The sequence below is a fragment of the Leptotrichia sp. oral taxon 879 str. F0557 genome, assembly GCF_000469385.1.
GTDB classification, from domain to species: Bacteria; Fusobacteriota; Fusobacteriia; order Fusobacteriales; family Leptotrichiaceae; genus Leptotrichia; species Leptotrichia mesophila.
The window spans coordinates 1-12,288 of record NZ_KI271352.1; the positions used below are offsets into that span (position 1 = coordinate 1).

Annotated in this window: 14 protein-coding genes, 1 other RNA gene and 1 pseudogene; 15 read left to right on the forward strand and 1 reads right to left on the reverse strand. The window is 28.3% G+C overall.

Going from position 1 to position 12,288, the window contains the following annotated elements:
• Positions 1–114 precede the first annotated feature (114 nt).
• From rnpB to HMPREF1552_RS10530, 6 genes are all read left to right on the forward strand, one after another.
• An RNA gene (gene rnpB, locus HMPREF1552_RS11700) (RNase P RNA component class A) lies at positions 115–463 on the forward strand.
• Between the two features lie 380 nt (positions 464–843).
• The gene (locus HMPREF1552_RS10505) at positions 844–1,530 is read left to right on the forward strand and encodes a hypothetical protein (protein WP_021745173.1); all 687 of its coding nucleotides are present in this window, start codon (positions 844–846) and stop codon (positions 1,528–1,530) included.
• A 187-nt stretch (positions 1,531–1,717) separates the two neighbouring features.
• The gene (locus HMPREF1552_RS10515; RefSeq protein WP_021745175.1) at positions 1,718–2,401 is read left to right on the forward strand and encodes a response regulator transcription factor; all 684 of its coding nucleotides are present in this window, start codon (positions 1,718–1,720) and stop codon (positions 2,399–2,401) included.
• Positions 2,388–3,752 carry a cell wall metabolism sensor histidine kinase WalK gene (locus HMPREF1552_RS10520; protein ID WP_021745176.1) on the forward strand — a complete coding sequence of 455 codons (1,365 nt, stop codon included), beginning with the start codon at positions 2,388–2,390 and terminating at the stop codon, positions 3,750–3,752. The genes HMPREF1552_RS10515 and HMPREF1552_RS10520 overlap by 14 nt, the downstream gene beginning before the upstream one ends.
• Positions 3,749–4,360 carry a PepSY domain-containing protein gene (locus tag HMPREF1552_RS10525; protein ID WP_021745177.1) on the forward strand — a complete coding sequence of 204 codons (612 nt, stop codon included), beginning with the start codon at positions 3,749–3,751 and terminating at the stop codon, positions 4,358–4,360. The genes HMPREF1552_RS10520 and HMPREF1552_RS10525 overlap by 4 nt, the downstream gene beginning before the upstream one ends.
• Positions 4,361–4,605: 245 nt before the next feature.
• Complete coding sequence (locus HMPREF1552_RS10530) at positions 4,606–5,121, forward strand: hypothetical protein (RefSeq protein WP_039901620.1); 516 nt, start codon at positions 4,606–4,608, stop codon at positions 5,119–5,121.
• A 110-nt stretch (positions 5,122–5,231) separates the two neighbouring features.
• Here HMPREF1552_RS10530 and HMPREF1552_RS10535 read toward each other — a convergent pair whose 3' ends face one another.
• Entirely contained in the window at positions 5,232–5,528 is a 297-nt protein-coding gene (locus tag HMPREF1552_RS10535) for a hypothetical protein (RefSeq protein WP_021745179.1), read from the reverse strand.
• Between the two features lie 312 nt (positions 5,529–5,840).
• Between HMPREF1552_RS10535 and HMPREF1552_RS10540 the strand changes: the two genes are divergently transcribed.
• From HMPREF1552_RS10540 to HMPREF1552_RS12630, 9 genes and pseudogenes are all read left to right on the forward strand, one after another.
• Positions 5,841–6,254: a hypothetical protein gene (locus HMPREF1552_RS10540; RefSeq protein WP_021745180.1), complete on the forward strand. Its 414-nt coding sequence runs from the start codon at positions 5,841–5,843 to the stop codon at positions 6,252–6,254.
• Positions 6,241–7,068, forward strand: a complete 828-nt coding sequence (locus tag HMPREF1552_RS10545; protein ID WP_021745181.1) for a hypothetical protein — start codon at positions 6,241–6,243, stop codon at positions 7,066–7,068. The genes HMPREF1552_RS10540 and HMPREF1552_RS10545 overlap by 14 nt, the downstream gene beginning before the upstream one ends.
• Positions 7,069–7,157: 89 nt before the next feature.
• Entirely contained in the window at positions 7,158–7,934 is a 777-nt protein-coding gene (locus HMPREF1552_RS10550; protein ID WP_021745182.1) for a DUF6683 family protein, read from the forward strand.
• A 112-nt stretch (positions 7,935–8,046) separates the two neighbouring features.
• Entirely contained in the window at positions 8,047–8,826 is a 780-nt protein-coding gene (locus HMPREF1552_RS10555; protein WP_021745183.1) for a DUF6683 family protein, read from the forward strand.
• A 21-nt stretch (positions 8,827–8,847) separates the two neighbouring features.
• Positions 8,848–9,660 (forward strand): TraX family protein, encoded by an 813-nt coding sequence (locus tag HMPREF1552_RS10560; RefSeq protein ID WP_021745184.1) that lies wholly within the window; start codon positions 8,848–8,850, stop codon positions 9,658–9,660.
• Between the two features lie 85 nt (positions 9,661–9,745).
• On the forward strand, positions 9,746–10,480 hold the full coding sequence (locus HMPREF1552_RS10565) for a M48 family metallopeptidase (RefSeq protein ID WP_231370772.1): 735 nt from the start codon (positions 9,746–9,748) through the stop codon (positions 10,478–10,480).
• 33 nt (positions 10,481–10,513) lie between these two features.
• Positions 10,514–11,176, forward strand: coding sequence for a DUF6683 family protein (locus tag HMPREF1552_RS10570; RefSeq protein WP_021745186.1), 663 nt, complete (start codon positions 10,514–10,516; stop codon positions 11,174–11,176).
• A gap of 16 nt (positions 11,177–11,192) precedes the next feature.
• Positions 11,193–11,960, forward strand: a complete 768-nt coding sequence (locus HMPREF1552_RS10575; RefSeq protein ID WP_021745187.1) for a hypothetical protein — start codon at positions 11,193–11,195, stop codon at positions 11,958–11,960.
• A 137-nt stretch (positions 11,961–12,097) separates the two neighbouring features.
• Positions 12,098–12,288, forward strand: a pseudogene (locus tag HMPREF1552_RS12630) (hypothetical protein); the annotation flags it as partial.

Genomic DNA, 12,288 nt, shown 5'->3' on the forward strand with positions numbered 1-12,288 from the left:
GAGAAACTATGCTTACGAATTATGGGCTTAGAGCAAAGGATATTGCGGAAATTGTTTTGAAAAATATATAAGAATTAAATTGACAAAAACAAACAAAAAATGATACTATAAATTCAGGTTTTGGAGTTAATCGCTTGAAAATTTATTTTTAAGAGGAAAGTCTGGACTTTGCAGGGCAAGGGAGGCAGCTAACGGCTGCTGAGAGAAATCTTAAGGAAAGTGCCACAGAAAAGAAACCGCCTGACTTGTTCAGGTAAGGGTGAAAAGGTAGTGTAAGAGACTACCAGTAATTTAAGAGATTAAATTAGCTAGGTAAACCCCTCCCAAAGCAAGAGCAAGCAGAAAGTTATTAAGAGGCGGCCCGTCTTGACTTGATTGGTAGTTCGCTAAAATCCATAAGCAATTATTGATTTAGATAAATGATTAACAAATACAGAATCCGGCTTATACCAAGGCCTACTTAGACTCAGAAATTTTTCTGAGTTTTTCTTTTTTATAAAATATATGCTATTCTTTATTTAAATAGTAAATACTTAATAATTTTTGAATTACATAATCTATTAGCAAAGAATTAAAATTTCTTATTTTTAACATAATCTGTATTTTTTAATAAGATTTATTATTAAATTATTTTATTTAACGACAGTTTTTACTATATTTTTTACAGGACTGCTCATTGTTGCAAATCCTTATCTCACAATAAATGTATATTTTGATAATTAAAATTGTAGTAATATTACTACAAATTTAAAAAATATGAAAACTCTCATTTTACTTTAATGTTTAGATAATATCATATTTTTGAAAATAAAATATATAAAAAATAAAAGGAGATGATTACTCATGAAACAGATGAATGGGAAAAGAGCAATTTTAGAAAATGGAATTTTAAGAAAAGAAGTGAAATTTGGATTTTCAAAAGCGGCATTTTTTCTAGGATTTATATATCCTTTAATTAAAGGGGATTATATGATTGCTGGAATTGCTTTCATTATAATTGGTACGGCTGGGCTGATATTTTTCCCATTGATATTTATTTTATCGGCTATATTTGGTCTTAAATATAATGAAATGCATGTCAAAAAACTTATTAAACAGGGATGGTATCCGTTTACAGAAGAAGATGCACAGGTTTTGAGAATGAATGGAATTTTATTTAATGATACAAATAATTCTTTTAGAAGTAATGGAGAAAGAGTGATGAAAGAAGCTGAACATTGTGAAACACAACAATCAGGAAAAACTGAAGCTATCGAATTTAAGGAAACTAAGAATAATGGTGATTTTCGTGATATGAATAACAATAGTATTGACAATGTAAATACTAACACTTCTTATAATAATCCTGAAATAAATTATAAAAACCGCACAACTCAGAAATTTGTGGCAAGATTAATCGGTGGCGGACTTGTTTCGCTTGTTTTAGGAGTTTTCACGGCAAATATTGTTTTAATTCTTTTAGGAGCTGGACTGACAGGCGGAGGAGCATTTTTAGCTGCAAAAAATAAGGATAAAATAAAATGGAAATAAGAAAATATTTTATAAAAAGAATTTTTTTTCTTTCTCTATTTTTGTCGGTATTTATGAGGTATAATAGAAGTGAATTGTTCGTAGAAAGTAATCAAAAGTGTGAAAAAATAACGAAAATAGAACAATTACAATTATTTTGTGAAAAGAATCAATGTACACTAATGGAAACGGAAGAGAGTGAAAGATAATGAGATTATTAGTTGTAGAAGACGAAAAAAAATTAAATGACCTTATTACAAAAAAGCTGGAAAAGGAATATTATGGCGTTGATAGCTGTTTTGATGGAGAAGAAGCAGTCAGATACGTGGAAGGAACTGAATATGATGCAATAATTCTAGATATTATGCTTCCAAAACTTGATGGATTTGAAGTGATTAAAAGAATAAGGGCAAAGAAAAATAAAGTTCCGATATTACTTTTAACAGCAAGAGACAATATAGATGATAAAGTGAAAGGGTTAGATTATGGAGCAGACGACTATCTTGTAAAACCTTTTATCTTTGAAGAACTTATGGCTCGTATCCGTGTACTTTTAAGACGGAATTCCGGAAATGCCGATAATGTAGTTACAATAGCTAATCTTAAGGTTGACCTTGATGCTAAAACAGTTTTTAGAGATGATTTATTAATAAAACTATCAGGTAGAGAATATTCGATTTTGGAATATTTGATACGAAATAAAGGAAAAATTTTATCAAGAGAAAGAATAGAAGACCATATATGGAATTATGACTATGAAGGTGGAACTAATGTAATAGATGTATATATCAGATATTTGAGAAAAAAGATTGATGACAGCTATACTCCAAAACTTATTCACACAGTTCGTGGACTTGGTTATGTATTGAGGGTTGATAATGAGAATGAATAAATTTTCTATAAAATCTAAAATAGCTTTCTGGTACATTGGTCTTATGATAAGCCTTATAATCATATTTCTTACAACAATAATCTATATCAGTGAAAACCTTATACGGGCAAACGCTTACAAAAATTTAAAAAATTCCGTAATTTCAGCATTCGATGAAATTGAAGTTTATGATGGCGAACTTACTATTGATAATGATTTTATTATTTTTAATAATAATGTTCATTTATCAGTTTATAATGACGAAACAGGGTTTATTTATGGAGATATTCCACTAGATTTTGAATACGATGAAACTTTTTCTGATAAAAATGATGTTAGAATTATAAGACATAAAAATAAAAAATGGTATATTTTTGATAGCAAAAAGAATTTTCAAGATTATGGTATTGTTCATATTCGAGGAATCACTCCTGCAACAGAAGCTGAAAATATTATTGAAACAATTGTTTTAATTTCTCTGATTGTATTACCATTTTTCCTATTATTCTCCGCAATAAGCGGATACTTTATAACAAAGAAGGCATTTAAGCCAATAGAAAAAATAAGGGAAGCAGCAGAAAAAATAAATGAGGGAAACGATTTGACACAAAGAATTAATATTGGAGAAGGAAATGATGAAATTTACACTTTAGCAAATACATTTGATACAATGTTTGACAGACTACAAAACTCCTTTGAAAGAGAAGCACAGTTTACATCTGATGTTTCACACGAATTACGTACACCTGTAGCAATTATTATTTCTGAATGTGAATATGGACTTGAAAATCTAAATTCAATAGAAAATGCAAAAAATACAATTTCTTCTGTGCTTGATGAAACTAAAAAGATGTCAAAATTAATCTCACAGCTTTTAACTTTATCAAGAATGGACAGAGGAAATCAGAAACTTAATTTTGATAAAATAAATATAAGTGAAATGACACATCTTATTGCTGACAGCCAGCAACATAGTGCAGACAGTAAAAATATAAAAATTCATTCTGAAATAGAGGACAATATTTTTATTATTGGCGATGAGACGATGATTATGAGAGTCTTTGTAAATTTAATTTCAAATGCAATAAACTATGGTCGTGAAAACGGTAATATATGGATAAAATTAACACAGGATAAAAATTTTGCAATCTGTAAAATTATTGATGATGGAATTGGTATTGAAAAAGAAAATATACCTAAAATATGGGGACGATTTTATCAGGTGGAAAGTTCCAGAACAACAGAAAATCTAGGACTTGGTTTATCAATGGTAAAATGGATTATAGAGGCACACAAAGGAGAAATTGCTATAGAAAGTGAAATTGGAAAAGGAAGCTCGTTTATATTTAGGCTGAAAAAGGAGGAAAAATGAAAAATAATTTTTTAAAAATATTACTTATTGCATTTTTTATTATAGTAACAGGATCTTTTGCAAATGGAAATTCAGCTAAAAAGGCTAAAACTGTAAGGGTTTTTAATGTCGATGTAAAAATTTCGATTGAACAGGCAAAACAACTTGCATTGAATCATTCAAAAGTGGCAAAAAATATGGCAAAAATGACTAAAATTCGTTTGGATAAAGAAAATAGAAAATTCATTTATGAAATAGAATTTTATACAGAACGGAAAAAATATAAATATAACATTGACGCAAATACAGGAAAAGTTCTGAGTTACAGCCAAAAAGACCGAGTATCGGCTTCAACGACAATAAGAGATGATGGTAAAATCATTAATACAAATGGCAGTAATACAGAAATAAGAAAAACACCAAAATATATTGGAATGGAAAAAGCCAAAGAAATAGCGGTTGCAAGAATTACAGGTGCAAAAAAAATTAATGTTACAAATATTCAACTGGATAATGAAAAAGGAAAAATGATTTATGAAGGAAGAATAGTATATAAAAATACAGAATACAAATTCGACATTGATGCTATAACAGGTGAAGTAATAAACTGGGAAGTAAATGAGAATTAGTAAAGTAAAATATCCTCTAAAGTTTAATAATAGACTAAAGAGGATATTTTTTTGAGATTTCATTTGTGAAAATTTCTTTTCTATTATATAATATACTCAAACCTATTTTAAATTAAACTGCTAAAATTATATAAATTAATGGTTTGAGTAAAATAGTCATAACTTTTGAGTTTGGTTTTAAATAAGTTTTACTATACATTTGAATAACTTTTCATTCTATCTTGTATTATATGAAAGGAAATAAAATGAAAAAAATAATTATTATACTAGCACTTATATTTTCTAGTTTAAGTTTTTCTAAACAGGCTGAAAGAATTATGTGCTATATTCCTAAAGAATTAAAAACAAACAGTAAAGCAAGATTAATTTATGAAGATACAGAAAAATATAAAGATGAGGAAATACCGCCTGAAGTGGCAAATCCTGAAATTGTTAAAGCATTAAAGGAAAGAAGGCTTGTCGTATTTCAAATGAGATGTAAATATGATGGTGATATGTACCGTTATATAACAGCTTCAGACTATGCAGTTGAATATCTTACAAAACAGACGATAAATAAAGAAGAAGGAGACTATTATTTACTGGAACTTCCGACAAATAAGGCACTCGCTTTTCAGGATATGTTATTTATTGGAGATTTTATAGATAACTCAATCAGCACAAATGATGAACTTTTTCAAATTCTCTATCTGATAAATGTTCAGTTTCTGGAAATAAGACAGCAGGAACTGGAGGAGGAAGGGTTGAAAGTAGTTTACTAAATTTTCTCAAATTTTTCATTTTTGCAGGGATTATTTATTTTTTATATCCCTGCATCTAATCTGATTTATAGCTATTTAACAAAAAATCACAATCAAATTAATGACTGTGATTATATTTTCAAATTTTTTACATTTTCTATGTCTTTAAATCCTATTTGTTTTAAGATTCTCGTATCTCTTTTATATAATCTTAAATTTCTATCTTCATAAAATCTAAAAACGATATCTTCAAATCTTGTATTTTCTATGTATTTATTTTCAAAAAAGAAAGGGAGCGAGGCTTCTTTCAACTTGTAATAATTTATAAAAACCAGTTTCTCTAATGCTTTTTCTTCATTTTCGACAATCATTCCACGCTTTTTAAAAAGTTCTAACTGCTCCGTAATTTCTAAATACTCCTTACTCATAGTTGCTCCTATAATAAATAAAAGCCCTACACCAACTATAAAAAGTTTGTAGGGGGTTTGATATGTTTAATTGTATCCTATTTTTATATAATTGTCAATAAAATATTAAAAAAATCGAAATCATATTACAAATTTTATTATCAAAAAAATAAAATAACCGACAATATGTATTTACTGTTTTCACTCGTATTCCTTGCAATATAATTTTATCTCTTTGAAAAAAAGTAAAAATTCTCATTTTATTTTAATCTATATTACATATCATAAAATTGAAAAATGACTAATTAATTAGTGTTTGAATAAGGAGGAAAAATGAAAAAAATATTTTTTGGAAGCCTGTATTTTATTCATCTGCTTTATTTTAATATTCTAGTACTATTTTTTTTGGCTGTATTAGAAGTATCAGTTTTAAGTAATTTGAAAATGATTGGAGGTATATACTCGGACAATCTTATATTAATTTTGCTTAATATATTTTTATCATATTTTTATGCAAAAGCAGGAATAGGAAAAAAGGCTTTGATAATTTTAACAATAATTGGTGTAATATTAAAAATACTAATATTTTTAATATCGTATAAATATTTAGTTTCATCAGCAGGAGATGAAGAATTTTTACCAACTTATTATGCTTATTTTGCCATAGGTTTATTGGATGTAATATTTCTTGTGGGGCTTGGTGTAAATTTATTGATAGGAAGGAGAAAACAGCATGATAAAAATTAAAAAATTGACAGGATTTATGATTTTTCTACTTTTTGGAATAATATTTATTTCCTGTGGAAAACCTTCAAAAAAAGACATAATAGACAAGGGGTATATATTAAAAGTGGGTGTATCCGATGAGATTGATAAGGAATTTGCCGGAAAAATGGAGCATTCTCCCACTTATACTGTCTTCGAAGCAACTGAATATAAGGACAATGATATTATGGTGCAGAATCTCAAAAATGGAACAGTTAAAGCAATCCTTTCGCCTATGCTGTCGTTAGGAAATTCTGATTACGGCTATTATCCTGTCTATGTGGATAACAAAAATTATGAAACTGTATATCTCATATACAGAAAGGATACTCCCGATTTTTTGAAAAACAGCTTTGAAAAAGGGGACGGCTTTATGTTAAATAATATGGAAAAATATTCTAAAGAAAAATATAAAGAAAGATTTTCATTTTTTAGTAATATTGAAGATTTTGAGAAAAAAATAATGGCTAATGAATGGGCTCTTGTAAATATTGCAGGGCTTGAACTTAAAAACAGTAAAATTTCAATAAAACTTGATAAAGGAAATGTTTTTATAACACGAAAAAATGGGAAAAAATATTTGGGAAAATATTCCCTGAAAAATCACAGGATTTCTTTTGAAATAGATAATTTGAACATTCTGCTGAAAAAAGAAAGTGAACTGAGCGACAGTGATAAAGATTTTTTATATGATTTAAGCAATGCCGATGTAATAACGCTTATGGATAATGAGCAAACTCTTTATATCGGAGTTCCCGAGAGTAATCTTATATTTAAAAAAATAAATAAAAAGTAAAAAGCTCTAATGTTGTTTTAATCTAAAAAATATACAGTATAATCAAATAATAGAAATCATAAAAAAATAAAATTTTAGGAGGAATAATTATGAAAATAAATTTAAAAAAACTATTTGTTACGGTAATTATTGGAATGGGAGTATTTGTATCGCAGCCTGCACAGGCATTTTATTATGATATGTCAGACAGTTTTAACTATACAAACAATGTGATAAATAGTACAAGAAATTATTTACTTGGTAGTGAAGTAATAAGCCACATTAAAAAAGGAGATTATTCTTCAAAGAAAAAATCAAATTCTAAAAAAACAACTACAAAAACAACGGGAAGTTCAGCAACTTCAACTACAGCCCCAAAAACAACAAAAGCAAATATTACTTTTAAATCGGACGGAAATACAAGAGGACTTGATTATTTTGTTAATAACTATCCGTCAAAACAGAGAGGGGAAGCAAGAACATATCTGAAAAAAATTCAGGATTCTTTCCCGCAGGTAGCACGTTCAGTAGGAATACCTACAAATGACCTGTCTTCAGGACTGGCAGCTGCAATAGCAGGAGCATATATGGCATATAACAATGTAAGTCTGAATGATAATTATATGAAACCTATGCAAAATCAGTTAAAAACGGTGCTTCAAGGTGTAGATGACTTTGATAAAATGAGTGACAGTGATAAAAAATATATATATGACCAAATGGTAATAATAGGAATGACTTTAACCATAAATCAGTACCAAAATCAGCAAAACCCAAATGCAAAAGTTACCGCTCAGTTAAGAAATGCAGGTAAACAGGTGCTTGAGGGACTTCTTGGAGTAAGTGCAAGTAAAGTAAAAATAACGGCATCAGGGCTTTCTTTTTAAAATAAATAATTACAAAAATAAGAAATTTTATCATATATATATATAGTGATAATATAAAAAAATAGAAAACAAAAAAAATGAAAATATATAATTTAATTCGGGAGGAGAAATTATGAAAGTTAAGCAAATAAAAAAAATATTTTTAACAGTAATAGTAGCATTAAGTTTTGGAATTTCAAATCAGGCTTACGGTTTTTTTATTGATTATAATGCACAATGGATGGCTAATCAAGGGCTCAAAAATGCAAGAGAACAGGAAAAAAGGAATAGAGAAAGATATGAGGAAATGTATGGAGAAGACGAATATAATAATTTAATGTCAAAAAAAACATCATCGAATAAAAAAAATACATCTTCATCGACAAGTGCTAAGACAGTTACTTCTACAAAAAAAGCTAAAATAACATTTAAACCTGATGGAAATACAAAAGGATTAGATGATTTAGTTCTTCAATATCCTTCAAATAAAAGAGCCCAAGTGAAACCTATATTGAAAAAATTACAGGATTCATTCCCGCAAGTAGCACGTTCTGTAGGAATACCTACAAATGATTTATCAACAGGAATGGCAGCTGTTGTAGCAGGAGCATATATGGCTTATAATAATGTCAGCCTTAACGATAATTATATGAAACCTATTGCAAATCAGTTTAAAGAAGCCATGCAAAGTGTTTCTGAATTTGATAAAATGAGCGACAGTCAAAAAAAATATATTTATGATCAAATGGTAATAATAGGGATGACTTTGGCTGTAAGTCAGTCCGAAAATCAGCAAAGTCCAAATGCAAAAACTACAGCTCAATTAAGACAGGCTGGTAAAAAGGTGCTTGAGGGACTTCTTGGAGTAAGTGCAAGCAAAGTGAGAATAACGGAATCAGGGCTTTCTTATTAAAATAATAGAATAGGAGTGAAAATGGATAAAAAAGTTATATTTTCTAAAGGGATAAATTCTTTTACACTGCATATTCTAGCAATGGCATTTATGGTGGCAGATCATCTGTGGAATATATTTTTTCCTAATCAGATATGGTTAAATGTGCTTGGAAGACTTGCCTTTCCTATTTTTGCCTTTATGCTTACGGAAGGATTTTACAGGACTAAAAACAGAAAAAAATATTTAATACGTATTTTTATTTTTGCAGCTATTTCGGAAATTCCGTTCAATCTTTTTGCAAGTCTGGCATTAAGAGGAGAAATAATGGTATTTTATCCATATAACAATGTATTATGGACTTTCGGAATTGCCTTATGTGGAATGAATTTACTGGAAAAGACAGAAAAATCAGAAAATCTGAATAAAATAATAAAATTTTTTGCAAAAGCTGCCATAAGTATTTTAACCATCGTAATTGCACATTTTGCAAGAAGTGATTATTTAGGATATGGGATTGCAATTATTCTGATATTCTATTTTTTCAGGGGGAAAGATTACAAAAACATAATATTTCAGGCTGTATTAATGGTGTTTCTAAACGTATTTATTATGCCTGGACTTGAATTTCCGTTTAACATTTTTGGAAATGAAATATTTATAAAAACACAGATATTTGCAATATTTTCACTGCCGATAATATGGCTTTATAACGGAAAGCAGGGTATTCATAACAGATTTACAAAATATATGTTTTATTTCTTTTATCCATTACACCTTTTACTAATAGTGGTGATTTATGTTTCTTTTATGATATATTTGATTTCTTTGATAGGTAAGAATTATGGAAATTAAGTGAATCCAATATTTACAAAGCAAAAGTTTAAGAAGAACTGTTAAGAAAATAAAAAACATAAAAAATTCTGTATCCATTGGGGAAGTGATAAAATTGAAAAAAATTTTAATAATAACTATGATAGTTTTTGTTGTTTTTAGCTGCAATAAGAAACAGGAACAAAATAAAACAAAAAAAGGTAATAATATTAATACAAGCCAGAGCAATAAAAATAAAACTGAAGAAAATAAAAAGAATTCAGAAAAAGACAGCTCTGAAATAGAAAAGCAGAAGGAATTTTCATCAGAAGAAGCTATAAAAAAAGCGGAAGAGGAATTTTTAAAGGACAGCAAAAATCTTGAGAAATACCGTAATTATGTAACTGTGGCATTTTATCAAAACCGTGAATTTAAAAGAACAAAGGAAATTACAGAAATATTTTTAAAAAATGCTCCTGATTATTCTTATGGTTACAGAGTGATGGCAGATATTCTCTTTTATGAAAAAAAATATAAGGAAAGTGCTGAATATTATGAAAAAGCAATAGGTATTTTAAAACACGGTAAACAGAGTTATGCAGAATACAAGGATATTAAAGTATTAAATAATGTACTTTCAGAAATAATTGAAAAAAATTTGATACAGGCTTACAGATTGTCAGGAAATAATGAAAAAGCAGTAGAAACTTTTATAATTAACCAAAAATTTCTAAAAGAAAACTATAATCCCCTTTTGTATAACATAGCTTTAGAAAATGCCAAAAAGGATAATGAAATGTTAAAATCTACTAATAGTAAAAAATATGAGGAAAACAAGAAAAAATTATCTGATTTAAATTAACAGTAAAATAAAAAAATTACAGGAGGAAAAGTTATGAAAGCAAAATTTATGAAAAAAATATTTCTTTTAAGTATTTTAGCACTGGGACTTGGAATTTCAGGACAAGCTCATGCTGATTATAGCGATATGTTTAAAAATGAAATAATGCAGGAACTTTTAAATACAACTTCATCTTCACAAGGTAAATCTTACGGAAAATCATCACTTACTTTCACACAGGACGGAAGTACCGATGGACTGGAAACATTGGTTGCAACTTATCCAAAAAGCCAGCAAAAGGAAATAAGGGCATCATTAAAGCAGCTGTACGATTCTTTCCCACAGGTAGCACGTTCTGTAGGAATACCTACAAATGATCTATCTTCGGGAGTGGCTGCTGTAATAGCAGGAGCATACATGGCATATAACAATGTCAGTCTTAATGACGACTATGTGAAACCTATGGCAAATCAGTTCAAGGCTCATCTTGAAAACAGCGGATTTTTTGACGAAATGAGCAACAGGGAGAAAAAAAGTATGTACGACCAGATGGTTATGGTTGGAATGACTTTAGCTGTGGGACAGTCCTTAAATCAGAGCAATCCTAATTCACAGACTACCGCTCAATTAAGGGAGGCAGGAAAACAAATACTTGAAGCTATTTTAAAAGTGGATGCTGATAGAGTCCGTATAACAGCCCAAGGAATATCTTATTAATACGGAGGAGTCTAAAATGAATTCAATTATTGCATTAGTATATCTTTCAGTTGCTGTTATATTAATCGTTTTTGGTGTGAAACAAATAAAAAACAGAAAAAATCTTCGCAAAATTAATCAAAAACAGGAAGATGAGGTTAAAGAGAAAATAAAAATTGGAATTTTATCAGCTGATACAGTTTACCGTGAAAGAACAGAAACAGGAAGAGTATTTTATGAAGTGCCGGAGGATTTGAAAAAAGCAGTTGTTCTAAATCTTATTTGCTTTGCCATAATGCTAATATTAATATTTCTGGGAATAAAAATTGGAATATTGCTTTTAATAGTCTGTGCTGTAATAAGTATGATATACGGATATAAATATTATTATTCAAAAGAAAAAACAGAAAATACACTTGAAATAATAAATGAAGATTTTTATTTAAATGGAAAATTATTGGATATAAAGGGCTATAACTGGGGTACTGAATTATTTCCCCTGTTTGGCTCTCGAATAATCAGACTTAAATCCCATATTTATCTTCTTGACGGAAAAAAAGAAATCTGTTTTGTACCTGAAAGACAGTTAAAAAGATCTCAAGTAGATATAATAATAGAAGATGACAGAATTTCTAAAATTATAGATGATATTATTGATGTAATCCAGAAAAGACAGATTCCAAAAGTAAAATTCAAACTTTTTAAAATGAAAAAAATGCAGAGCATACTTCTTTTTTTACTTTTTATATCAATTGTGATACTTGTTTTTTTGTATAAAAGCAAAGCATATATGTATTTATTTTAGTAAAATAATGGTAGCATATATGGTGTATAACAATATTATCTTTATAAAAACAGGTACTGAAAACAATTTTAAAAGTGGATGCTGACAGAATTCATATAACATTGCAAGGAATATCTTATTAATTCAGGGAGTTTAAAATGCTATATAGTTTAGTTTTTGCATTAATATATTTTGCAGTTTTGAGTATAATAATTATTTTTAATATGAAAAATAGAAAAATCAAAAAAAATTTACGTAAGATTATTCAAAAGCATGAAGATGAAGCTAAAGAGAAAATAAAACTTGGAATTTTAGCAGCTGATACAGTTTACCGTGAAAGAACAGAAAC